Genomic DNA, 21,228 nt, shown 5'->3' with positions numbered 1-21,228 from the left:
TGGATCATTCGCTAAGGAGCGGGCATGGGGCAGCGGTTTACTGATTGGCTGGAGTTCTGGCGCTTTCTGCTGCAGCGATTCTTTGCCGATCGCGGCGCCAACAATGCCGCGGCCCTGACCTACACCACGCTGTTCGCCGTGGTGCCGATGATGACCGTGACCTTCTCCATGTTGTCCGCGGTGCCGGCCTTCCAGGGTACGGGCGAACAGATTCAGAGCTTTATCTTCCGCAACTTCGTGCCCTCGGCCGGGGAGACCGTGCAGGGCTATTTGCGCGACTTCACCACCCAGGCGCGGCAACTGACCTGGGTCGGGGTGGTGGTGCTGGCGGTCACGGCGTTCTGGATGCTGGTGACCATCGAAAAGGCGTTCAACACCATCTGGCGGGTGCGCCAGCCGCGGCGCGGGGTATCGAGCTTTCTCCTGTACTGGGCGATTCTCAGCCTGGGTCCGATCCTGCTGGGCGCCGGCTTCGCGATCAGCACCTACATCGCCTCGCTTTCGCTGATCTCGGGTCCCGACGCGCTGTTGGGCGCCGAAACCCTGCTGAGCTTCATGCCGCTGGTCTTCAGCGTGGCCGCCTTCACCCTGCTCTATGCCTCGGTGCCGAACGCCCGCGTCCCCCTGCGCCATGCGCTGCTGGGGGGGGTGTTCACCGCGGTGCTGTTCGAGGTGGCCAAGGCGCTGTTCGGCCTCTACGTCAACTTGTTTCCAGGGTATCAACTGGTCTATGGCGCCTTCGCCACGGTGCCGCTGTTTCTCCTGTGGATCTACCTGTCCTGGCTGATCGTGCTGTTTGGCGCCGAGTTGGTCTGCAACCTCGGGGCGGCCCACCAGTGGCGCCGGCGCGGCATGCCGCGGCTGCTGGTGGTGCTGGGTATCCTGCGTGTGTTCCATGAACGCCAGCAGTCCGGCTTGAAGGTGCGCCACCGCGATTTGCCGCGCCAGGGCTGGCCGCTGCCGGAGCATGAGTGGGAGGAGGTGCTGGCGTTTCTGGAGAGCCAGCACCTGGTCGCGCCGACGGGCGCCGGGGCCTGGGTATTGAGTCGTGACCTGGCCCACTACAGCCTGCAGCAGTTGATGAGCCGCAGCCCCTGGCCGTTGCCGCGACTCGGCCAGCTACCGGAGCAGTTGGACGAGCCCTGGTACCCGGCGCTGCGCAGTGCCTTGGAGCGTCTGCATGAGGAGCAGTCGACGCTGTTCGGCGAGAGTCTGGCCGACTGGTTGCACCCCCCGCAGTAGTGACAAAAAGCGTCAGTTTGCGGCGTGGCCCGTGTTGGCGAGCTTGGGCTGTACCCAAATGGGTGTGTTGCAAGGGGGTGGGAGGGCTGGCACGCTTCTGGCAGTCGACTTGTTCAGATGACTGGCAGCCTGTCGACGCGGCTGGATTCGATGAAGGGTACGGGCGAGCTATGACAAAGACCAAGGGCGAGGTGGTTCATCTCTATCAGCGCGATCCGCAGGCGGCGCTGGAGCGGCTCAACCGTATTACTGGCCTGAGTTTCGCGCGCTGGCCGGAGTCGCTGCTGCAGTCGTCGACAGCGGATGCTCAGGCGGTGCAGCAGACGAATGAACTCACCGCGAGGTTGGGTGCCTAGTCGGGCTAGCTAGGCCAGGCTGCCTGCAAGTGGCTGGGCGCTGTCATTGACCGCGTACTCGACGGCCTGGACGAACAACTCTTCGACCACCAGGCTCTGCGTCGGCACCGCCGAGCGCAGACGCACCTGCATGTCTTCAATCTTCTGTTTGATCGGCAGGCGGGCAATGCCGGACAGGAGAATCTTGCTGTGTATGCTGACTTTGCCGTGGTCCACCGCGACTTCGCGGCGTTTGTCGCCATCGCGGTAGCTGATCAGCAGGGACACGGGCAGGCTGGCGAGCCCCGGAAGTTGCAGCCACGCGGCGACGTTGTACTCGACGACACGCCCTTCATAGGGGGTGACCTGCGGGCGGGCTACTTCGACGATGCGTGCGGGCACGGGACCGATCAGTTTGTCGTGGGCTTGGGTCATGAACGCTGTCTTCCAGGCTGATGGCGGGTGAGTCAAGCACGAGGCCGGTGGATTATACGCGGGGCACTGCCGGCCAATCTGTGCACTCCGCCGGCGCATGGCGTGATCCTTCTCGCAGTTTTCTCGTCAGGCCATCTGCAGTGGGTAGCGGGTGACGGAGTTGGTGCCAAGGTTGGCGACTGGCAAGGGCAGGACCGCCTGATTGTGCATGCCGGGCAGTTGCAGCCAGAGGTGTTCGCCTTCGACGAACTGGCCCTTGGGCAGCCACAGGCCGTGATGCCAACCGCTGCCTGGCGCCGGTGTGCTCTGCAGAATCCCCGGGTGGGTTTGTGCGCTGGGGGCGCGGCGCAGCCAGGCCGGGCGCGGCAGGCCCTTGAGATAACGCAGGCCCAGGTGCAGGCCTTCGTCGTTCTGGTGGCGCCAGCGCACCAGGGCCAGAATCGGGGTGCTGCCAGTGAGCAGAAGCGCCAGCTGGCCAACGGCTAGCCGCGTGGCTTGATCCGGGTTGCACAGCAAGCGTGCGCCGCCGGGGCTGGTATCGAGCATCTGGGCGGGCGAGCGGGGGGGGCGCTGTTCCAGGAGCTGGGCGTGAATGGCCGTGAGGCCGATCACCAGTTCGCAGGGCGCGGCCTGTTCGGTGCGTGGGTGTTGCCGCTGCTGGCGGCCCAGCCAATGGCGCTGCACCTGCCCGAGCAGGCGCCGTTCCTCGGGGTCTTGCAGGGGGGCCGGGTCATGCAGGGCGATCAGCAGGGCGCCGAGCTCGAAGCGGCGCAAATTGACCTGGTCGCCATCCGGCATCTGGGTATAGGCGAGGCAGGGCTGGGACTCGGTCAGGTCGACCGTCGGACCTTCGGTGTCGTCTTCCTCGTCCCAGGGCAGCAGCCGGGCAAGTTCGGCCAGCGGCGCGAGGGCGCCGAACAGGCGGGGGCACTCGCCCTCGGCGAGATGGAAGGGGTTGCTCAGGGCCACGAGCAGGATTTGCTGGTAGAGGCCGCGCAGGGTGTTGGCTGGTTGTGGGCAGAAAGTTGCCGCCACCGGCTCGTCCAGGCACTCCTGGTGCTCGCCGATCCAGTACAGCAGGTGACTGTCGCGCCACAGGCTGGGGGGCGGCTCATGGTAGCGCTGGTAATGTCGTAACAGGCTTTGTGCGAGAAAGTGCTGGGCCATGTACAGGCACCAGGCCAGGTGCGGGCGGGAGGGTTGTCGGCCTTGCAGGATCTGCAGCAGCAAACGCTTGAAGCCGATCGCCAGCTCGCCGCACAGGTGCACGAAGAGTGCAGGCGGTGGTGCATCGTCCTGGTAGGCTGCGGCGTAGTGACGATACTGGTCGCTGAAGCTTTGCAGCGCGCGCTGTCTTTCGAGTAAGGTCATGGCACTGCGGTTGACTCGAAACAGCAGGCTGAGTACCTGCTGCAGCGCGGTCTCTTGCGGCTGCCGGCGGGCCTGGAGGAGCTGCTCGTTGAGGTCGGCGAGGGAGGCGGCGTCTTCTTCGAGGAGGTCCGGTACTTCGAGGCGCAAGGCATCAAGCGTCATATCAACCCTGCGTGGACGAGGATCGAATGCATGGGAACGCGACTCCGGGCTGTGGTACGTGCGGTTACTGGGCTTTGCGCCGGCCTGATCCTGGCCGGCTGCTCCGATGACGCGGGCGTCGATCAGCATGGACGAAAGGTAGCGGCTGAGCCGCTCGAAGGCCAGTGGTTAGTGATCAATTACTGGGCCGAATGGTGCGCCCCGTGCCGCAGCGAGATTCCCGAGTTGAATGCGCTGGCCAGGCAGCTGGAGGGCCAGCCGGTGCGAGTGCTGGGGGTGAACTTCGATGGGCTGCAGGGCGAGGAGCTGAACAAGGCTGCGCACGCGCTTGGCATCGAGTTCCGGGTCCTGGAGCAGGACCCGGCAGCGCGTTACCAGTTGCCGCGCAACGAGGTGCTGCCGGTCACCTATATCGTCGATGACCAAGGGCAGATGCGCGAGCGTTTGCTGGGCGAGCAGACGGCTGTCGGGCTGACGGCCCGATTGAGCGCTCTGCGTGGCGGAGATTAGGCAATGTCACAGATATGTGTGCACGGATACGTCAGTGGTCGGGTGCAGGGTGTGTACTTCCGCCAAAGCACTGTCGAGCAGGCCGAGCAGCTGCACCTGAATGGCTGGGTGCGCAACCTCGGCGACGGGCGGGTCGAGGTGCTGGCCGAGGGCGACGAGGAGGCCGTGCGAACCCTGACCGCCTGGTTGCAAAAGGGCCCGAGCGCTGCCGAGGTCAGCGCCGTCGAGCTGCGGGAGCAGCCCCTGCAGGGCATCGCCGGCTTCGTGCTGCGGCGCTAGGGTTTGACGTACCAGAAGTCCTGCCAGAATCCGATGACCTTGGCCGGGTAGCGGTGCTGGCCCAGGCTGCCGTTGTACCGGGCCAGGGCGCGGTTGAGGTCGCCGTTTTCCTTGCGTAAGTAGAAGCTCAGGATGGTACAGCCGTAGCGCAGGTTGGTGGCGTTGTCGGTCAGGTTGTCCTGCGGGCGACCGAGTTCGGCTTTCCAGAACGGCATGACCTGCATCATGCCCTGGGCGCCGGCCGGCGAAATGGCGAAGCGGTCGAAGTGGCTCTCGGCATGGATCAACGCCAGCACCAGGTCGGGCTTGAGCCCGGCCTTGCTGGCTTCGCGATGGACCAGCCGGAGCAGGGTCAGGCGCTCCTGCGTCGCCGGCATGTAGCGCTTGAGGCGGGTGGACATGTCCAGTAGCCAGACTTCGGCGTCGAAACGGTCCTGAAAGCTGTCGGCTTCGGCGACCGTTTGCAGCAGCAGTTCGCGCAGTTCGGGCTCCGGCGCCTGGCGCAGGCTGGCATGACAGGTCATGCTCAGACTTAGCAGCAGCGGTATCAGGGGCAGGCGCAAGGCCATGACTCCGTCAGTCGGCGCCTGGGTCGGCGACCAGGCGCCCGGCTTTTTGCGTCAGGGCCTGCAGGAAGCTTTCCTGCAGCTCCGGGTCGTTGCGGGTGAGCTCGATCAGGCTCTGCTCCAGCTCGCTGGCTTCCTCTTCCAGGCCCAGTTCGGACAGGCGCTTGACCCGGTGTACCCACTGCTCGACATCGTCGTCTTCCAGATCGTCGTAGATCAGCCCGTGGGCTTCCTCCAGTTTGCCCCGCAGGCTTCGGCTGACCAGCAGGGTGGCGTCCGCACGGGCCGAGCCCTGCGGGTCTTCAACCTGCAGCGCCAGGGTGCCGATACGGCTGAGATCCTGTTCGGCGAAGGGGCTGTCGAGCAGGTTGAGACGCAGCACGCCGTTGCGGTCGGTCAGCAGTTCGTGGGTCTGCTCGCCGGCCTTGATCTGCACCGTGCGCTCGGCCCAGGGCAGGCTGGAGTACTCCATGCGCGCATCCTGGCGCAGCTCCTCGAGGCTGGCCAGGTTCTGTTGCGAGCGGCCGTTGGACTCGACGTTCATCGCCGGGTTGAGGCCGGCGAAGCCGTAGCTGATCCAGTCCTTGGTGGCACTGTCGGGCAGGCGGCCGAGCATCACGACGTTGAGCGCATTGGCACCGATGCCGGCGACCAGGGCCACCGCGCCGAGCGGCACCTCATAGAGCTCGCGCCACGGCTGGTAGGGTGTGTAGCGGTCGTAGCGGCGGGTGACCTCGAATGCGGTGACCTCGAACGTCTTCTGTTCCTGTATCCGCACGCGGCGCTGCGGCAGCTCCAGTACGCCGGGCTCACCGGCATCGATCTGCAGGCTGTGGGCCAGCAGTTTGCGCTCGATACGCTCTTCATGTTCGCTGCGCTGCGGCAACTGGTTGGCGCAGCCACTGATAAGGACCGCGCCGCAGACTGCGGCGCCGACGAGGTGGAGGGAGCTTCGCTTGAACATGATGGCTCTTGGTAAGGGCTGAAATCAGCGGCGGATGCGCGCCTGGATATAGGGCAGGATGTCGGTGACCGGCACGGCCTGCGCCTCGGTTTCCTGGCGGCTCTTGTACTCCAGGTTGCCGTCGGCCAGGCCGCGATCACTGACTACGATGCGATGCGGGATGCCGATCAGTTCCATGTCGGCAAACTTGATGCCCGGACTGGTCTTCTTGTCACGGTCATCGAGCAGCACCTCGTAGCCGGCAGCGGTGAGCTCGGCGTACAGCTTGTCGGTGGCCTCGCGCACCGCCTCGGTTTCGTAGCGCAGCGGCACCAGGGCAATGTGGAAGGGCGCCAGGGCGTCGTTCCAGAGAATGCCGCGCTCGTCGTTGTTCTGCTCGATGGCGGCCGCGACCACCCGGGACACGCCGATGCCGTAGCAGCCCATGGTCAGGGTGACCGGCTTGCCGCTTTCGCCCAGCACCTGGCAGTTCAGGGCTTCGCTGTACTTGGTGCCGAGCTGGAAGATGTGCCCGACTTCGATGCCGCGCTTGATCACCAGGGTGCCCTGGCCGTCGGGGCTGGGGTCGCCGGCCACGACGTTGCGCAGATCGGCCACCGCCGGCAGCGGCAGGTCACGCTCCCAGTTCACGCCGAAGTAGTGTTTGTCATCGATGTTGGCGCCGATGACGAAGTCGCTCATCAGGGCCACGGAACGGTCGACGATGCACGGCAGCGGCAGGTTCATCGGGCCGAGGGAGCCTGCGCCGGCGCCGATGGCGGCGCGCAGTTCGGCTTCGGTCGCCATGGTCAGGGGGCTGGCCACCTGCTCCAGGTTGGCGGCCTTGATCTCGTTCAGCTCGTGGTCACCGCGGATGATCAGGGCGATCAGGGTGCCGGCTTCGGCGCCCTTGACCACCAGGGTCTTGATGGTCTTCTCGATCGGTGCGCCGAACTTTTCCACCAGGTCGTTGATGGTCTTGGTGTTCGGGGTGTCGACCAGGCGCAGTTCCTCGGTCGCCGCGCCACGGGCCGTCTCGCGGGGGATGGCCTCGGCCTTCTCGATATTGGCGGCGTAGTCGGAGCTGTCGCTGAAGGCGATGTCGTCTTCGCCGGAGTCGGCCAGGACATGGAACTCATGGGAGCCGGTGCCGCCGATCGAGCCGGTGTCGGCCTGTACGGGGCGGAAGTTCAGGCCCAGGCGGCTGAACACATTGCAGTAGGCCTGGTGCATGCGGTCGTAGGTTTCCTGCAGCGAGGCCTGGTCGGCATGGAAGGAGTAGGCGTCCTTCATGATGAACTCGCGGCCACGCATCAGGCCGAAGCGCGGGCGGATCTCGTCGCGGAACTTGGTCTGGATCTGGTACAGGTTGATCGGCAGCTGCTTGTAGCTGTTCAGCTCATTGCGTGCCAGGTCGGTGATCACTTCCTCGTGGGTCGGTCCGGCGCAGAAGTCGCGGCCGTGACGGTCCTGCATGCGCAGCAGCTCGGGACCGTACTGCTCCCAGCGCCCCGACTCCTGCCACAGTTCGGCCGGTTGAATGCCCGGCATCAGCACCTCGAGGGCGCCGGCGGCGTTCATCTCCTCGCGCACCACCTTCTCCACCTTGCGCAGCACGCGCAGGCCCATCGGTAGCCAGGTGTAGAGACCCGAAGCGAGTTTGCGGATCATCCCGGCGCGCAGCATCAGCTGGTGGCTGATCACCACGGCATCGGAAGGGGTTTCTTTCAGGGTCGAGAGCAGGAACTGACTGGTACGCATGATTGGCCGTTATGTCGGTTGCAGGGGCGTTTAATAGGCCGGCATTGTACGGTGCCTGTACTGTGGCGTACAGGTTGCAAAGGGCCGCTGCTATTCAGGAGGACATATGGCAGGACTGACTGCACGCGAGGTGCAGGCACTGATCCGCGCGGGGCTGCCGATGGCCGAGGATATCGACCTGCGCATCGATCGGCTGGACGAGTCCGGTGTGCTGGCGCGGGTGCCGTTTCACGCCAAGCTGGTGCGCCCGGGCGGCACCATTTCCGGCCCGACCATCATGGCCCTGGGCGATGCGGCCATGTACGCAGTGGTGCTCGGAAGCCTGGGGCGGGTCGAGATGGCGGTGACCTCGAACCTCAATATCAACTTTCTGGTCAAACCCAGGCCGGTGGACCTGCTGGCCGAGGCGCGCATTCTGCGCTTGAGTCGGCGTCAGGCGGTGTGTGAGGTGTCGCTGTACTCGGCGGGCATTGAGGATGAGTTGGTCGCCCATGTAACCGGGACCTACGCCCTGCCCCTGGCATAGGTTTGGCTGTGACTCGGTCGGGATAGATAATGCGGAAAAGAAAAAGCCCGGCAGAGCCGGGCTTTTTCGTGTTGCTATCGAGCTAACGCTGGCTTACAGCACGTTCAGCGGGTATTCGACGATGACGCGGAAGTCATTGCGGTCGCTGGCGTAATTGGCGTTATGAGAGCTGTTGGCACGATAAATCGCGCTACGCACGCGGACCATCAAGTCCTTTGCAGCGCCTTCCTGAATGGTGTAACGACCTTCCAGGTCCCACTCGTGCTCTTTGCCTTCCTCGACACCTACGCCGTGGTCGACGTTGTCACCGGTGACGTAGCGGGTCATGAACTTCAGGCCCGGGACGCCATAGGAGGCCATGTCCAGGTCGTATCGAACTTGCCAGGAACGCTCATCCGCCTGATCGAAGTCGGAAACCTGAACCGAGTTGCTCAGCCAGATAGTACCGTTACCGTCAATGCCGTAGACGTAGCCGGTGTCACCGCTGGAGCGCTGGTGGGCCAGGGTGAGGGTGTGTGCGCCGATGTTGTAGGCTGCTGCCAGGGACCAGATCTTGTTGTCGATCTCGTTCGGGTTGCTGCCTGTATCGTCGGTTTTGTAGCCGTTGAAGTCGAAGTTCAGGGACTGAGATTCGGCCAGCGGCAGGTTGTAGTTCAGGTTGATGTACTTTTTGGTGAACTGGTCTGCAACATCGGAGGCGTGAATGGCGCCGCTGAAGTTGTCGGTGAAGCTGTAGCTGGCGCCAACGATATTGGCCGACTCCAGACCAAAGGTGTCACGGTCGGTGCTGACCTGGCTGCTCAGTGCGGTGAAGCGGCCGGCGGTCAGTTGCAGGCCTGCGATTTCATCGCTGGTCAGCAGGGTACCGGTAGCAACTTCCGGCAGGATGCGGCTGTCGTCGGTAGAGAATACCGGGCTGGCGACCATCTGGTTGCCGTGCTTCAGCACCGTGTCGGAGATGCGGAACTTGATCGCGCCGCCTACTTCGGTCTGAGTGTCCTCGGCGCTACCATCGCCGTCCACGTCGAACTGGCCAAGACCACGGCGGCCTTTACCGGTATCCAGCTTGATGCTGGACAGGGAGTGAGCGTCAACACCCACGCCAACGGTGCCCTGGGTGAAACCGGATTCGGCCAGCAGGCGGATGCCCAGGCCGAATTCTTCACGGTAACCCGGCTTGCCAGCAGCCTGAGTCTCGTTTTTGAAATCGCGGTTGTGGTACAGGGCGCGGTTGAAGATGTTGAAGCTGCTGTCTTCGATGAAACCCTTGGACTCGGACTGGCTCGAGGCGACTGCCATTTGGGTGGTGCCCGCGGCTACTGCCAGGGCGATTACGCTCCACTTCATCACTTGCATCGTGACTGCTCCTTTGGTTTGGAAGAGTTGCGCTGCCCATCTAGTTGTTATATGGGCGGCTCTTTCTTTTTGTGTCGGCGCTAACTTATAGCACGCAGCCAAAGTTGGCGATAGTTGCAATCTATTCGTTTTGCGTTCATCCGGGCGGTGTCGCAAATGCCGGTGGTGGATGTCGCTTTCTTGTAGATTTCAACGTGCGGCGATGGAGCGCTGACAAAAATCTGGCGTTTCGGTTGCAAGCAACCAAGCCATGCCGGGGCGCGCATAGGCGTCCGGGCATGGTCGGAGCTTAAAGCAAAATGCGTGCTCAAACTGTATACGAATCGTCATGTCAGGGCTTTGGCTTTCTCGGTTGCTGCTTTTGGGCGCTTCAACCTGCCTGGAAACGGTGCTTTCCGGGGGGGCGCGTCGCTTGGGTAGTACGGCGGCGATGTAGCTCGTGCTCGCTGCCAGGCATTGGATATCCGTTATGCCTCTGCGAGAGGACGGTAACGCAGGCACACTATTTATTACGGGAAGAAACATAATGGTGCGCCTGCCGGTGCAATCGGCGGGGCCGCGCTGTGTAGCAGTGCAGGCGTGTCTGTTCCGGTGGCTGGGCGTGAAGTGCCTGCACTTCCCGCGTATTCTTCGCGCTCCATCGCTTGGTGCGCCCCACCTGGGGTTCTGCCGCTAAGCTGTTTCTATTGACTGGTCGAGCAGGAGGCTGCGGTATGTTCGCCTTGGATTCACGTCTTCAGCAGGACGCCTTGGTCATCGGGGATTTCCCTCTGTGCAGGTTGCTGCTAATGAACGATGCGCACTATCCCTGGTTTATTCTGGTGCCGCGTCGTGAGGAAGTCAGCGAGCTATTCCAGCTCGATGCCCGCGATCAGCGGGAGCTCTGGCAGGAAACCACGCTGTTGGCAGAGACGCTCAAGGATACCTTCGCGGCCGACAAGATGAACGTCGCGACCCTGGGTAATGTGGTCAGTCAGTTGCATATGCATGTCATTGTGCGGCGTCGCAGCGATGCCGCCTGGCCGGCGCCGGTGTGGGGCAAGCATCCGACGCAGCTTTATGCCGATGAGCAAGTAACGGCGATCAAGGCCAAGTTACGCCTGGTGCTGACCGATAACTTCCGCTTTGAGGAATGACCGATGAGTGTAGAAGCGCGTATTACAGAACTGGAAAGCCGCTTGGCGTTCCAGGATGACACTATTCAGGCTCTTAGTGACGAGATTGTGGCGCAGCAGCGACTGCTCGAGCGCGTGCAGTTGCAGTTGGAGGCCCTGGCCAAGCGTCAGGAGGAACTTGGTGGGCAGTTCGGTGATGATGAGGATGAGGCGCCGCCGCCTCACTACTAATGGATCAAATAAAAAAGCCCGCGAATAGCGGGCTTTTCTGTGGGCGCTGGATCAGCGGCGCAGTGGCGGGGCGGCTATGACGTCTTCCGCTTGCAGACCCTTGTCGCGCTGCATGACGGAAAACTCCACGCGTTGGCCTTCGACCAGTACCCGATGGCCTTCGCCGCGGATGGCGCGAAAGTGAACGAAGATATCGTCCCCCGAATCGCGGGAGATGAAGCCGAAACCCTTGGAGGTGTTGAACCACTTCACCGTTCCAGTTTCGCGGTCTGCGCCGCTCGGCATCGAGGCCTGCTCGCGGGGCTGCAGGCGCAGGTTGGTACCCAGGTGCAGTGCCACCGCGGCGCCGACGCCCAGCAAACTGAAGAGCAGGGCCGGTTGGCCGGCGATCAGGGGGAGTGGGGCCAGCAGGATCAGGGCTTGCAATAGGGCGGCCAGAATCAGTACGGCAGAAACCAGGTTCTGCAGTTGGTGGCGCAGGCCGGCGTGCCAGATCGGCAGTTGCGGTGCGAGGAGCAGGTTCAGCAGGCCAAACAGGGCGAGGCACAGGGCGTCAGGGTTTTGCAGGAGCGGCAAGGCGGTACCGCCGAGGCTGGGTGTCAAGGACAGCAGCAGGGCGGCGGCACCTGTTAGAAGATGAACAATTTTCAACATGCTTGATGAACTCACTTTGATAAAGGGTCGCGAGGAAGAGCTGGCTCTGCATGCTTGGCCATGTGAAGGAGGGCGTTGAAGATGCGGGCGGGACCAGCCTATGCGCAGACCCGGAGTTGCGGGTCGGCGGCACGGGGCGTATTTAACAGCAAAGAGGAGGGGTACTCAAATCAGGCGCTGAGTTCGGCTTCCGTAGGGCCGGGTTGGGCCTGGTTTCGACCATTGCGTTTGGCTTGGTAGAGGGCGTCGTCGGCGCGTGTGAGCAGGCTCTCGACACTGTCGCCGGCTTCGGCGAGGGCGAAGCCGAACGAGGCGGTGATGCTGTCGAGTACCTGATCGGTGCGGCGGACCTTGATTCGCAGGGACTGGATCTTGAGGCGCAATTGCTCGGAAAAGACGCGGGCGCTTTCCAGGTCGAAGCACTCGCGCAAGACGACGCAGAATTCTTCGCCGCCGTAGCGGGCGGCCATGGCGCGGGGCGGCAGGGTTTCGCGCAGCAACTGGCCGATGGTCTGCAGGACCCGATCGCCCAGTGGGTGACCGTACTGGTCGTTGAATTGCTTGAAGTGATCGATATCCAGCATCACCAAGGCAACGCCCTGGTGGTCGCCGCTTAGCGACTGTTCCAGCAGGCGAGTGAAGGCGTGGCGGTTGAAGACATGGGTCAGGCTGTCCAGGGTCGCGGCCAGGTGGGCGCGCTCCAGTTGGCTGCGCAGGTGCTGGATCTCGTCCTGGGCTGCACGCAGGCGGTAGAGGAACTTTTCGTGCTGATCCTGCATCTGCTGGGTGCTGTGCTGCAGGTCGGTGAGGACGTGGGGCAGTTCGTCGATCAGCGGCTCATGCAGTGCCGCCAGTCCTTGCTCCAGGCTCTGCTGGTAATTGCGGCTGCCGACTACGCTGCGCGAGATATCGCCTTCGATGTCGTCCACCAGCTCAATGACCTGCTGTTGGCCGGCGCGGGCTTCTTCGAGCTCGCCGCGGATGATGAAGTCGCGAAACAGCTTGGCCGCCGTTTCCGGGGGGAAGCTTTCGAAGTCATCGAGGGTCTTGTCGAGGCGGCGATTGAGTTCCGGTTCTTCGCCCCTGCTGTAGGTGTACCAGAGGGCATAGTGCAGCGGATTGGGCGGGATGTCGTGGCGCATCATCAGCGGCACGGCCTGTTTCAGGAGTTCGGCTGATTCGCGGGTTCCCTCGGGGTAGAGCTCTAGGATGGTCGGGGCTTTGCTTGGCTGGCTCATGCACGTCACTGTGGCAGGCTGCGAATGGCCAAAGCATAGAACAAGGCCGCGCCCTGCGCCTAGCACAAGGCCCGTATAAGGCGGGCTTTGTGCCGGTGTCCGGGGTGAATCAGGCAGCCAGCAGGCTGCGCAGCATCCAGGCAGTCTTCTCGTGGACCTGCATGCGCTGGGTCAGCAGGTCCGCAGTGGGTTCATCGCTGACCTTGTCGAGCAGCGGAAAGATGCCGCGAGCCGTGCGCACCACGGCCTCCTGGCCTTGCACCAGCTGTTTGATCATGTCTGGCGCGCTCGGCACGCCTTCTTCTTCCTTGATCGAGGACAGGCGCGCGTAGGCCGCGTAGGTGCCGGGTGCCGGGAAGCCCAGGGCGCGGATGCGTTCGGCGATCTGGTCGACGGCCAGCGCCAGCTCGGTGTATTGCCCTTCGAACATCAGGTGCAGGGTGTTGAACATCGGGCCGGTGACGTTCCAGTGGAAATTGTGGGTTTTCAGGTACAGGGTGTAGGTGTCGGCCAGCAGGCGTGACAGGCCCTCGGCGATCGCTGCGCGGTCTTGTTCGGCTATTCCGATGTTGATTTCCATGCCATGTCTCCTCTCAGTTGGCTGGGGCAGGATTCGCCCTGAAAAGAGCCGCAGCCTAGCATGGGCCTGGCCGCACACGCCCTAGCCTCATACTAATGGCGGTGATAGAGCGGCGCTGTTCGATGCAGAAGGTGTTTAGCGGTGACCCAGTTCGGGCTCCTGATGCAGGGTGCGATTGAAGGCTTCGACCCAGGCGGCGCTGAACTGGCTGCCGGCCAGGCCGTTGATCTCCAGGATGGCGCGCAACAGGGGGCGCTTGCTCAGGGTCTGATGAGCGCGTTCGTGGGTGCGTGCATCGAAGGTGTCGACGATATTAAGAATGAGGGCTCCGGGTCGAATTTCAGCTTCCTTGAGTCCTTTGGGGTAGCCGCTGCCGTCGGCGTGCTCATGGTGCTGCAGGGCAATTTCCGCGGCGATCGTCCAGTCGGGCATGCGCCTGAGCATGTCGTAGGCGACATCCGGGTGCGATCGCATCTGCGTGCGCTCTGCATCCGAGAGGCGGGCGTTCTTGTGCAGGATGTCCAGTGGCAGAAATGCCATGCCCAGGTCGTGCAGGCATACGGCTGCCGCCAGCTGGGCCGGATCCTCGGGGTTTTCGCCGAGGCGGTTGATGGTCAGTGCCAGGTCCAGGATGCGCATGCCGCGGCCTTGCCAGTAGTGGGAGCGGCGCTCGCTGGCCTGCATCAATTCCAGGAAAAACAGCAGGTCCGCGTCGAGCGCCAGGCCATGACGCTTGGCAAGCTCTGCGGCGGGCAGGTCACTGCTTGCGGTGGGGGCGAGCAAGCTGGTGCTGGGGTCCAGCTGTTCCAGCAAGGCGCGGCGCACGTGGGCTTGTCGCTCCTGCGGTGCGGCTGCCAGTGCCCGCAGGGCCTGGCCGAGGGCGTCGATCTGCTCGTCGCTCAGGCGGGCGGCGGGGCCGCCATAGGCCTGCTCGAGCAGTTCTTTGAGGTGATCCAGGCTCAGTAGCAGGATGTCGCCGAGCAGGCTGTCGAAGTCCAGCTGTCTCTGGCGCAGGCGGTCCAGCACATCCTCGAGGGCCTGCGGCAGGGGAAACAGCGCGCTCAGGCCGACGATGCCGAGATTTCCTTTGAGCGTGTGTACCTGGCGAAACAGGTCACGCAGATGCTCTTCATCCTCCGGCGCATGCTCCAGCTCGATCAGCAGCTGCTCGCAGCGTTGGAACTGCTCGCTCGCTTCCTGGCGGAAGTCATCCAGTTGGTCGCTGCTCAGCTCGGCAATGCGCGGTGTGGCCATATTCGATCTCCCCTGAAATCCGCCCTGAGTATAGAGGCGCCTGGCAGTTGCGCGCGGGCCGGCGGCTGCATGTCACGGCCTAACCATATATAATCTCGCGCTTTGCCGCAGCATTCCGGTCGAAGGCTGTCTGGCGCGCGGGTGGCGCTGGCCCATTCGGGCGCTGGAACGCCGAACATGCCGCGTTTACCTGCAGGTTAGGCTAGCCGATTGTCGGCAAGTCACTGGAATGATCAAGCGCGCCGCAGATGCTGCGGCTCAATGAATTCAAGACTCGAGAGAAGCGACTACCACCATGATGCGCAGCCATTATTGCGGCCAACTGAACGAAAGCCTGGACGGCCAGGAAGTCACCCTTTGCGGCTGGGTGCACCGCCGCCGCGACCATGGCGGGGTGATCTTCCTCGATATTCGCGATCGTGAAGGCCTGGCCCAGGTGGTCTTCGATCCGGATCGCGCCGATACCTTCGCCGCCGCCGACAAGGTGCGCAGCGAGTACGTGGTCAAGCTCACCGGCAAGGTTCGCCTGCGTCCGGCTGGTGCGGTGAACCCGAACATGAGTTCGGGGGCCATCGAGGTGCTCGGCTACGAGCTGGAAGTGCTGAACGAGGCGGAAACCCCGCCGTTCCCGCTCAACGAGTACTCTGACGTCGGTGAGGAAACTCGTCTGCGTTACCGTTTCATCGACCTGCGTCGTCCGGAAATGGCGGCCAAGCTGAAGCTGCGCTCGAGCATCACCAGCAGCATCCGTCGCTACCTGGACGAGAACGGCTTCCTCGACGTGGAAACACCGATCCTCACCCGCGCCACGCCGGAAGGTGCGCGCGACTACCTGGTGCCGAGCCGCACCCACGCCGGCAGCTTCTTCGCCCTGCCGCAGTCGCCGCAGCTGTTCAAGCAGCTGCTGATGGTGGCCGGCTTCGATCGCTACTACCAGATCGCCAAGTGCTTCCGTGACGAAGACCTGCGCGCCGACCGTCAGCCGGAGTTCACCCAGATCGACATCGAGACCAGCTTCCTCGATGAGCACGACATCATGGGCATCACCGAGAAGATGATCCGCCAGCTGTTCAAGGAAGTGCTGGACGTGGAGTTCGGCGAGTTCCCGCACATGAGCTTCGCCGAGGCCATGCGCCGCTATGGCTCGGACAAGCCGGACCTGCGCATCCCGCTGGAACTGGTGGATGTGGCCGATCAGCTGCAGCAGGTCGAGTTCAAGGTGTTCAGCGGTCCGGCCAACGACCCGAACTGCCGCGTGGCCGCACTGCGCGTACCGGGCGGGGCGAGCATGCCGCGCAAGCAGATCGACGACTACACCAAGTTCGTCGGCATCTACGGCGCCAAGGGTCTGGCCTATATCAAGGTCAACGAGCGCGCCAAGGGCGTCGAGGGTCTGCAGTCGCCGATCGTCAAGAACATCCCGGCGGAGAATCTCGAGGTGATCCTCGACCGCGTCGGTGCGGTCGACGGCGACATCGTGTTCTTCGGCGCCGACAAGGCCAAGATCGTCAGCGAGGCCCTGGGTGCGCTGCGCATCAAGCTGGGTCACGACCTGAACCTGCTGACCTGCGAGTGGGCGCCGCTGTGGGTGGTCGACTTCCCGATGTTCGAAGAGAACGACGACGGCAGCCTGACCTCGCTGCACCACCCCTTCACCTCGCCGAGCTGCTCGTCCGAGGAGCTGGAGGCCAATCCGGCCACCGCACTGTCGCGGGCCTATGACATGGTGCTCAACGGCACCGAGCTGGGTGGCGGCTCGATCCGTATCCACGACAAGGCCATGCAGCAGGCGGTGTTCCGCGTGCTCGGCATCAGCGAGGATGAGCAGCAGGAGAAGTTCGGCTTCCTGCTCGACGCCCTGAAGTTCGGCGCCCCGCCTCACGGTGGTCTGGCCTTCGGCCTGGATCGTCTGGTCATGCTGATGACCGGCGCCCAGTCGATCCGCGAAGTGATCGCCTTCCCGAAGACCCAGAGTGCGGCCTGCGTGATGACCCAGGCCCCGGGCGAGGTGGACAACAAGGCGCTGCGCGAGCTGCACATCCGCCTGCGCGAGCAGCCCACGGCCGAGTAAGCCTTACCCACAGGAGCCTGGATTTGCCAGGCTCCTTGGTTTTGGGCGGCACAATCCGATTCGAAGCAAGATGGAGTGAAATATGGCTGGTCATTCCAAATGGGCCAACATCAAGCACCGCAAGGGGCGTCAGGACGCCAAGCGCGGCAAGATTTTCACCAAGATCATTCGTGAGCTGACCGTAGCGGCCAAAGGTGGCGGGGTGCCGGCGGACAATCCGCGTCTGCGCCTGGCGGTGGACAAGGCGCTGACCGCGAACATGACGCGCGATGTCATCGATCGGGCCATCGCTCGTGGTGCCGGCACCAACGAAGCCGACAACATGACCGAGCTGAGTTACGAGGGCTATGCACCGAGCGGCGTGGCCATCATCGTCGAGGCCATGACCGACAACCGCAACCGCACCGCCGCCGAAGTGCGCCACGCCTTCAGCAAGTGCGGCGGCAACCTCGGCACCGATGGTTCGGTGGCCTACATGTTCGAACGCAAGGGCCATATCAGCTACGCCCCGGGCGTCGACGAAGACGCCCTGATGGAGGCCGCCCTGGAGGCCGGCGCCGACGATGTGGTCAGCGGTGAGGACGGTTCGGTCGAGGTCTACACCCCCTTCAGCGACTTTCATGCGGTCAACGAGGCATTGGGCGAAGCCGGTTTCAAGGGCGACGAGTCCGAGATCGCCATGATTCCCTCGATAGGTGCGCCCATCGAGGACCTGGAAACCGCGCAGAAGGTCATCAAGCTGATCGACATGCTGGAAGACCTCGACGACGTGCAGAACGTCTACCACAACGCCGAGATTCCCGACGAGATCATGGAGCAGCTTGGCTGATCGAGTCGGGGCTGAGGGGCCGGAAGCTATCGGGTGAGGCGTGCCCGAGTGCTTCCGGCTTTTTTATGGGCGTTGGTCGGGTGACTGGGCGCGGGTCAGTCCCTATACTCGCTAGCTGGATAAATAAACAGTAGGGTTGTCGGCAAGTCTCGGCAGCCTGGATGGAAGACCGGTCATGACCCTGATCCTCGGCATCGATCCCGGCTCGCGCATCACCGGCTACGGGGTGGTGCGCGACACCGGGCGCAGTTGCGAATATGTCGCCTCCGGTTGTATCCGCACCGGCAGCGGAGCCTTGCCCGAGCGCTTGCAGATCGTGTTTCGCGGGGTGCGCGAGGTGATCGAGAGTTACGGTCCGGTGACCATGGGGATCGAGCAGGTGTTCATGGCGCGCAATGCCGACTCCGCGCTGAAGCTCGGTCAGGCAAGGGGCGCGGCGATCCTTGCCGGTGTCGAGGCCGGGCTGGAGGTGGCCGAGTACACCGCCACCCAGGTCAAGCAGGCGATTGCCGGCAGCGGCGGGGCGGACAAGGAGCAGGTGCAGATGATGGTCATGCACCTGCTCAAACTGGTGCAGAAGCCGCAGATAGATGCCTCGGACGCCCTGGCCATCGCCCTGTGCCATGCCCATCATCGGCAGAGCCTGATCCCCCACGGCCTGTCCGGGGCCAAGCGGCGCGGTGGGCGTCTTCGTTTGTAACGTTACTCAAGGAAAACAGTGGTGATCGGACGTTTGCGCGGCACCTTGGCGGAGAAACAGCCGCCGCACGTGATTGTGGATGTGAATGGCCTGGGCTACGAGCTGGAGGTGCCCATGACCACGCTGTACCGTCTGCCCGCGGTGGGGGAGTCGCTGACCCTGCACACCCACCTGGTGGTGCGCGAGGACGCCCACCTGCTCTACGGCTTCTTCGAGAAGCGCGAGCGCGAGCTGTTTCGCGAGCTGATCCGCCTCAACGGGGTCGGCCCGAAGCTGGCCCTGGCCTTGATGTCCGGCCTGGAGGTCGATGAGCTGGTGCGCTGCGTGCAGGCCCAGGACACCTCGGCCCTGGTCAGGGTGCCGGGCGTCGGCAAGAAAACCGCGGAGCGCCTGCTGGTGGAATTGAAGGGGCGCTTCAAGGCCTGGGAGGCCGTGCCGGGCATGGCGACCCTGGTGGTGGAACCTCAGGGCATCGGCGCAGTCTCAAGCGCGGAGAATGATGCGGTCAGCGCACTGATTTCCCTCGGCTACAAGCCGCAGGAGGCCAGTCGCGCGGTCTCGGCCGTCAAGGAAGAGGGGCTGAGCAGTGAAGATATGATCCGCCGTGCCCTCAAGGGCATGATCTAGTCGGCGCCCCTGGTCGCGCAGAACGGCAGTGGGGGTTCGTCGGCCGCTTAGCGGTGCCGCTTGATTTGCCGCTTGCCGGCGTACAGTGTGGCCCGTTCACGGCCTGACGCGACGATCGCAGTGACCCCTCAACCCAATCCCGAGACAGAATCGCAGATGATAGAAGCCGACCGCCTGATTACCGCCACCCCGCGTGACCGCGACGAACAGGTGGATCGTGCCATTCGCCCGTTGAAGCTGGCCGAGTACATTGGTCAGCCGAGTGTCCGCGAGCAGATGGAACTGTTCATTCAGGCGGCCAAAGGCCGTGCCGAGGCCCTCGATCACACCCTGATCTTCGGCCCGCCCGGTTTGGGCAAGACCACCTTGGCCAATATCATCGCCCAGGAAATGGGGGTGTCCATCAAGAGCACCTCCGGTCCGGTGCTGGAGCGTCCCGGTGATCTGGCGGCGCTGCTGACCAATCTCGAGCCGGGCGACGTGCTGTTCGTCGATGAAATCCATCGCCTGTCGCCCATCGTCGAGGAAGTGTTGTATCCGGCCATGGAGGACTTCCAGCTCGACATCATGATCGGTGAGGGGCCGGCGGCCCGCTCCATCAAGCTGGATCTGCCTCCGTTCACCCTGGTGGGGGCCACCACCCGGGCCGGCATGCTGACCAACCCGCTGCGCGACCGCTTCGGCATCGTCCAGCGCCTGGAGTTCTACAGCGTCGAGGACCTGGCGACCATTGTCGATCGCTCGGCCGGTATCCTCGGCCTGCCGATCGAGGCCCAGGGCGCCTTCGAAATCGCCCGCCGCGCCCGCGGTACGCCGCGTATCGCCAACCGCCTGCTGCGCCGCGTACGTGACTTCGCCGAGGTGCGGGGCAAGGGCGAGATCACCCGGCAGATCGCCGACCTGGCGCTCAACCTGCTCGACGTCGACGAGCGCGGCTTCGATCACCAGGATCGTCGCTTGCTGCTGACCATGATCGAGAAGTTCGACGGCGGCCCGGTCGGCGTCGATAGCCTGGCGGCGGCGATCAGTGAAGAGCGCCACACCATCGAGGACGTGCTGGAGCCCTACCTGATCCAGCAGGGCTATATGATGCGCACCCCGCGGGGGCGGGTGGTGACCCGTCACGCCTACCTGCACTTCGGCCTGAATACCCCGAAGCGGATGGGGGAGGCGCCGGTAGCGGACTTATTCGAGGACGGTGGCCCGTGAAAAAATACTTGCTGCACCCGATTGGCAAGAGCAGGAGCTGGCACTAGAGTATGCGCGCGCAAAACGGAGTTCAGCCGTTCGCCCATCGTTGTCGTGTTTACTACGAGGACACCGATGCCGGCGGCATCGTCTACTACGTCAATTACCTCAAGTTTATGGAACGGGCCCGCACCGAGCGGCTGCGCGACCTGGGCTTTGCCCAGTCGACGCTGGCCGGTGAGGGCCTGTTGTTCGTCGTGCATTCCGCAGAGGCGCGTTATCACGCGCCGGCACGTCTGGACGATGAGCTGCTGGTCAGCGCCGACGTAATCGAGTTGAACCGCGCCAGCCTGCGTTTTCGTCAACGAGTCAGGCGGGTGGCGGATGATGTGCTGCTCTGTGAAGGGCAGTTTTTGGTGGCCTGTGTGCGTGCCGACAATTTGAAACCCCGGGCCATTCCCGAAACGCTGCGAGCGGCCTTTGCCGAGACGGGCGGTGCCGGTCCATCTAGAGCAGGAGAGTAAGCGTGGAAGCCAACGTCAACGCCGTTGACCATATGTCGATGTGGAGCTTGATCAGCAACGCCAGCCTGGTAGTGCAGCTGGTGATGTTGACCCTGGTGGCCGCTTCGGTCATTTCCTGGGTGATGATCTTCCAGCGCAGCACCGCCATTCGCGCGGCCAAGCGTGCCCTGGATAATTTCGAGGAGCGCTTCTGGTCGGGTATCGACCTGTCCAAGCTGTACCGTCAGGCGGGCAGCAATCCGGACCCGGACTCGGGCCTGGAGCAGATCTTCCGTGCCGGCTTCAAGGAGTTCTCCCGGCTGCGTCAGCAGCAGGGGGTCGACCCGGATGCGGTGATGGACGGTGTGTCGCGGGCCATGCGCGTGGCCATCTCGCGGGAGGAAGAAAAGCTGGAAACCGCGCTGCCGTTTCTCGCCACCGTGGGTTCCACCAGTCCGTATATTGGTCTGTTCGGAACCGTATGGGGCATCATGAACTCCTTCCGCGGCCTGGCCCAGGTGCAGCAGGCCACCCTCGCCACGGTGGCGCCGGGTATCGCCGAGGCGCTGATCGCCACGGCCATCGGTCTGTTTGCCGCGATTCCGGCGGTGATCGCCTACAACCGCTTCGCTGCCCGCGGCGAGATGCTGATTGGTCGCTACTACACCTTCGCCGACGAGTTCCAGGCGATCCTGCACCGCAAAGTGCATACCACCGACGACTAAGCCTCAGGCGTTCAGGATAGGTTTCAG

General features: G+C 63.7%; 23 protein-coding genes and 2 pseudogenes. 14 read left to right on the top strand and 11 right to left on the bottom strand.

Features of this window, described 5'->3' with window-relative positions:
• Positions 1–24 precede the first annotated feature (24 nt).
• Together KDW96_RS04795 and KDW96_RS04790 are read left to right on the top strand one after the other, a co-directional pair.
• Positions 25–1,242, top strand: coding sequence for a virulence factor BrkB family protein (locus KDW96_RS04795; RefSeq protein WP_255839288.1), 1,218 nt, complete (start codon positions 25–27; stop codon positions 1,240–1,242).
• A 170-nt stretch (positions 1,243–1,412) separates the two neighbouring features.
• Positions 1,413–1,598, top strand: a complete 186-nt coding sequence (locus tag KDW96_RS04790; RefSeq protein ID WP_255839287.1) for a hypothetical protein — start codon at positions 1,413–1,415, stop codon at positions 1,596–1,598.
• A gap of 9 nt (positions 1,599–1,607) precedes the next feature.
• Here the strand turns inward: KDW96_RS04790 and KDW96_RS04785 are convergent, their stop codons facing one another.
• Both KDW96_RS04785 and KDW96_RS04780 read right to left on the bottom strand, forming a co-directional pair.
• Positions 1,608–2,012 carry a hypothetical protein gene (locus tag KDW96_RS04785; RefSeq protein ID WP_255839286.1) on the bottom strand — a complete coding sequence of 135 codons (405 nt, stop codon included), beginning with the start codon at positions 2,010–2,012 and terminating at the stop codon, positions 1,608–1,610.
• 126 nt (positions 2,013–2,138) lie between these two features.
• Complete coding sequence (locus tag KDW96_RS04780) at positions 2,139–3,545, bottom strand: PilZ domain-containing protein (protein ID WP_255839285.1); 1,407 nt, start codon at positions 3,543–3,545, stop codon at positions 2,139–2,141.
• A gap of 30 nt (positions 3,546–3,575) precedes the next feature.
• Here KDW96_RS04780 and KDW96_RS04775 point away from each other — a divergent pair, with 30 nt between their 5' ends.
• Together KDW96_RS04775 and KDW96_RS04770 are read left to right on the top strand one after the other, a co-directional pair.
• Complete coding sequence (locus KDW96_RS04775) at positions 3,576–4,055, top strand: TlpA disulfide reductase family protein (protein ID WP_255839284.1); 480 nt, start codon at positions 3,576–3,578, stop codon at positions 4,053–4,055.
• A gap of 3 nt (positions 4,056–4,058) precedes the next feature.
• Entirely contained in the window at positions 4,059–4,334 is a 276-nt protein-coding gene (locus tag KDW96_RS04770; protein WP_255839283.1) for an acylphosphatase, read from the top strand.
• On the opposite strand, the gene KDW96_RS04765 is transcribed toward KDW96_RS04770, so the two are convergent.
• Genes KDW96_RS04765 through KDW96_RS04755 form a run of 3 tightly spaced genes read right to left on the bottom strand, consistent with a single transcriptional unit; the run spans position 4,331 to position 7,604 of the window.
• The gene (locus tag KDW96_RS04765; protein ID WP_255839282.1) at positions 4,331–4,903 is read right to left on the bottom strand and encodes a lytic transglycosylase domain-containing protein; all 573 of its coding nucleotides are present in this window, start codon (positions 4,901–4,903) and stop codon (positions 4,331–4,333) included. The two genes, KDW96_RS04770 and KDW96_RS04765, sit on opposite strands and share 4 nt — an antisense overlap.
• A gap of 7 nt (positions 4,904–4,910) precedes the next feature.
• Positions 4,911–5,864, bottom strand: coding sequence for a hypothetical protein (locus KDW96_RS04760; RefSeq protein WP_255839281.1), 954 nt, complete (start codon positions 5,862–5,864; stop codon positions 4,911–4,913).
• Positions 5,865–5,888: 24 nt separating this feature from the next.
• Entirely contained in the window at positions 5,889–7,604 is a 1,716-nt protein-coding gene (locus KDW96_RS04755; protein ID WP_255839280.1) for a proline--tRNA ligase, read from the bottom strand.
• A gap of 115 nt (positions 7,605–7,719) precedes the next feature.
• Here KDW96_RS04755 and KDW96_RS04750 point away from each other — a divergent pair, with 115 nt between their 5' ends.
• Positions 7,720–8,130 carry a PaaI family thioesterase gene (locus KDW96_RS04750; RefSeq protein ID WP_255840478.1) on the top strand — a complete coding sequence of 137 codons (411 nt, stop codon included), beginning with the start codon at positions 7,720–7,722 and terminating at the stop codon, positions 8,128–8,130.
• 93 nt (positions 8,131–8,223) lie between these two features.
• Here KDW96_RS04750 and KDW96_RS04745 read toward each other — a convergent pair whose 3' ends face one another.
• On the bottom strand, positions 8,224–9,486 hold the full coding sequence (locus tag KDW96_RS04745) for an OprD family porin (RefSeq protein WP_255839279.1): 1,263 nt from the start codon (positions 9,484–9,486) through the stop codon (positions 8,224–8,226).
• Between the two features lie 713 nt (positions 9,487–10,199).
• On the opposite strand from KDW96_RS04745, the gene KDW96_RS04740 reads away from it, so the two are divergent.
• Together KDW96_RS04740 and KDW96_RS04735 are read left to right on the top strand one after the other, a co-directional pair.
• Entirely contained in the window at positions 10,200–10,622 is a 423-nt protein-coding gene (locus tag KDW96_RS04740; RefSeq protein WP_255839278.1) for an HIT family protein, read from the top strand.
• 3 nt (positions 10,623–10,625) lie between these two features.
• The gene (locus tag KDW96_RS04735; protein WP_255839277.1) at positions 10,626–10,832 is read left to right on the top strand and encodes a SlyX family protein; all 207 of its coding nucleotides are present in this window, start codon (positions 10,626–10,628) and stop codon (positions 10,830–10,832) included.
• Between the two features lie 51 nt (positions 10,833–10,883).
• Here the strand turns inward: KDW96_RS04735 and KDW96_RS04730 are convergent, their stop codons facing one another.
• From KDW96_RS04730 to KDW96_RS04715, 5 genes and pseudogenes are all read right to left on the bottom strand, one after another.
• Entirely contained in the window at positions 10,884–11,117 is a 234-nt protein-coding gene (locus KDW96_RS04730; RefSeq protein WP_255840477.1) for a cold-shock protein, read from the bottom strand.
• A 96-nt stretch (positions 11,118–11,213) separates the two neighbouring features.
• A pseudogene (locus KDW96_RS22060) lies at positions 11,214–11,486 on the bottom strand (cold shock domain-containing protein membrane protein); the annotation flags it as partial.
• Between the two features lie 170 nt (positions 11,487–11,656).
• A complete protein-coding gene (locus tag KDW96_RS04725) occupies positions 11,657–12,724 on the bottom strand; it encodes a GGDEF domain-containing protein (RefSeq protein WP_255839276.1) in 1,068 nt (355 codons plus the stop codon).
• Between the two features lie 109 nt (positions 12,725–12,833).
• Positions 12,834–13,304: a Dps family protein gene (locus tag KDW96_RS04720; RefSeq protein WP_255839275.1), complete on the bottom strand. Its 471-nt coding sequence runs from the start codon at positions 13,302–13,304 to the stop codon at positions 12,834–12,836.
• Positions 13,305–13,439: 135 nt separating this feature from the next.
• Positions 13,440–14,558, bottom strand: coding sequence for an HD domain-containing phosphohydrolase (locus tag KDW96_RS04715; protein ID WP_255839274.1), 1,119 nt, complete (start codon positions 14,556–14,558; stop codon positions 13,440–13,442).
• Between the two features lie 295 nt (positions 14,559–14,853).
• Between KDW96_RS04715 and aspS the strand changes: the two genes are divergently transcribed.
• From aspS to tolQ, 7 genes and pseudogenes are all read left to right on the top strand, one after another.
• On the top strand, positions 14,854–16,629 hold the full coding sequence (gene aspS, locus KDW96_RS04710; RefSeq protein WP_255839273.1) for an aspartate--tRNA ligase: 1,776 nt from the start codon (positions 14,854–14,856) through the stop codon (positions 16,627–16,629).
• An 82-nt stretch (positions 16,630–16,711) separates the two neighbouring features.
• Positions 16,712–17,458: a YebC/PmpR family DNA-binding transcriptional regulator gene (locus KDW96_RS04705; RefSeq protein WP_255839271.1), complete on the top strand. Its 747-nt coding sequence runs from the start codon at positions 16,712–16,714 to the stop codon at positions 17,456–17,458.
• A 175-nt stretch (positions 17,459–17,633) separates the two neighbouring features.
• On the top strand, positions 17,634–18,158 hold the full coding sequence (ruvC, locus tag KDW96_RS04700) for a crossover junction endodeoxyribonuclease RuvC (RefSeq protein ID WP_255839270.1): 525 nt from the start codon (positions 17,634–17,636) through the stop codon (positions 18,156–18,158).
• 21 nt (positions 18,159–18,179) lie between these two features.
• Complete coding sequence (gene ruvA / locus KDW96_RS04695) at positions 18,180–18,785, top strand: Holliday junction branch migration protein RuvA (RefSeq protein ID WP_255839269.1); 606 nt, start codon at positions 18,180–18,182, stop codon at positions 18,783–18,785.
• A gap of 156 nt (positions 18,786–18,941) precedes the next feature.
• On the top strand, positions 18,942–19,994 hold the full coding sequence (gene ruvB, locus KDW96_RS04690) for a Holliday junction branch migration DNA helicase RuvB (RefSeq protein ID WP_255839268.1): 1,053 nt from the start codon (positions 18,942–18,944) through the stop codon (positions 19,992–19,994).
• A 50-nt stretch (positions 19,995–20,044) separates the two neighbouring features.
• Positions 20,045–20,525: pseudogene (gene ybgC / locus KDW96_RS04685) on the top strand (tol-pal system-associated acyl-CoA thioesterase).
• 4 nt (positions 20,526–20,529) lie between these two features.
• The gene (gene tolQ, locus KDW96_RS04680) at positions 20,530–21,201 is read left to right on the top strand and encodes a protein TolQ (protein WP_255840476.1); all 672 of its coding nucleotides are present in this window, start codon (positions 20,530–20,532) and stop codon (positions 21,199–21,201) included.
• The last annotated feature ends 27 nt before the right edge of the window (positions 21,202–21,228 follow it).

Origin of the sequence: Pseudomonas benzenivorans, from assembly GCF_024397895.1 — a bacterium.
GTDB classification, from domain to species: domain Bacteria; phylum Pseudomonadota; class Gammaproteobacteria; order Pseudomonadales; family Pseudomonadaceae; genus Aquipseudomonas; species Aquipseudomonas benzenivorans_A.
Note: the sequence above shows the minus strand (reverse complement) of the source record. Positions and strands in the feature narration are given on the sequence as shown.

Bases quoted from the DNA above. Each gene is read 5' to 3' on its own strand.
- KDW96_RS04745 (WP_255839279.1), bottom strand. From the start codon at position 9,486: ATGCAAGTGATGAAGTGGAGCGTAATCGCCCTGGCAGTAGCCGCGGGC.
- KDW96_RS04785 (WP_255839286.1), bottom strand. From the start codon at position 2,012: ATGACCCAAGCCCACGACAAACTGATCGGTCCCGTGCCCGCACGCATC.
- KDW96_RS04795 (WP_255839288.1), top strand. From the start codon at position 25: ATGGGGCAGCGGTTTACTGATTGGCTGGAGTTCTGGCGCTTTCTGCTG.
- KDW96_RS04790 (WP_255839287.1), top strand. From the start codon at position 1,413: ATGACAAAGACCAAGGGCGAGGTGGTTCATCTCTATCAGCGCGATCCG.
- ruvB (WP_255839268.1), top strand. From the start codon at position 18,942: ATGATAGAAGCCGACCGCCTGATTACCGCCACCCCGCGTGACCGCGAC.
- KDW96_RS04780 (WP_255839285.1), bottom strand. From the start codon at position 3,545: ATGACGCTTGATGCCTTGCGCCTCGAAGTACCGGACCTCCTCGAAGAA.
- KDW96_RS04720 (WP_255839275.1), bottom strand. From the start codon at position 13,304: ATGGAAATCAACATCGGAATAGCCGAACAAGACCGCGCAGCGATCGCC.
- KDW96_RS04735 (WP_255839277.1), top strand. From the start codon at position 10,626: ATGAGTGTAGAAGCGCGTATTACAGAACTGGAAAGCCGCTTGGCGTTC.
- KDW96_RS04770 (WP_255839283.1), top strand. From the start codon at position 4,059: ATGTCACAGATATGTGTGCACGGATACGTCAGTGGTCGGGTGCAGGGT.
- KDW96_RS04730 (WP_255840477.1), bottom strand. From the start codon at position 11,117: ATGCCGAGCGGCGCAGACCGCGAAACTGGAACGGTGAAGTGGTTCAAC.
- aspS (WP_255839273.1), top strand. From the start codon at position 14,854: ATGATGCGCAGCCATTATTGCGGCCAACTGAACGAAAGCCTGGACGGC.
- tolQ (WP_255840476.1), top strand. From the start codon at position 20,530: ATGTCGATGTGGAGCTTGATCAGCAACGCCAGCCTGGTAGTGCAGCTG.
- KDW96_RS04705 (WP_255839271.1), top strand. From the start codon at position 16,712: ATGGCTGGTCATTCCAAATGGGCCAACATCAAGCACCGCAAGGGGCGT.
- KDW96_RS04725 (WP_255839276.1), bottom strand. From the start codon at position 12,724: ATGAGCCAGCCAAGCAAAGCCCCGACCATCCTAGAGCTCTACCCCGAG.
- ruvC (WP_255839270.1), top strand. From the start codon at position 17,634: ATGACCCTGATCCTCGGCATCGATCCCGGCTCGCGCATCACCGGCTAC.
- KDW96_RS04775 (WP_255839284.1), top strand. From the start codon at position 3,576: ATGGGAACGCGACTCCGGGCTGTGGTACGTGCGGTTACTGGGCTTTGC.
- KDW96_RS04740 (WP_255839278.1), top strand. From the start codon at position 10,200: ATGTTCGCCTTGGATTCACGTCTTCAGCAGGACGCCTTGGTCATCGGG.
- KDW96_RS04715 (WP_255839274.1), bottom strand. From the start codon at position 14,558: ATGGCCACACCGCGCATTGCCGAGCTGAGCAGCGACCAACTGGATGAC.
- KDW96_RS04760 (WP_255839281.1), bottom strand. From the start codon at position 5,864: ATGTTCAAGCGAAGCTCCCTCCACCTCGTCGGCGCCGCAGTCTGCGGC.
- KDW96_RS04755 (WP_255839280.1), bottom strand. From the start codon at position 7,604: ATGCGTACCAGTCAGTTCCTGCTCTCGACCCTGAAAGAAACCCCTTCC.
- KDW96_RS04765 (WP_255839282.1), bottom strand. From the start codon at position 4,903: ATGGCCTTGCGCCTGCCCCTGATACCGCTGCTGCTAAGTCTGAGCATG.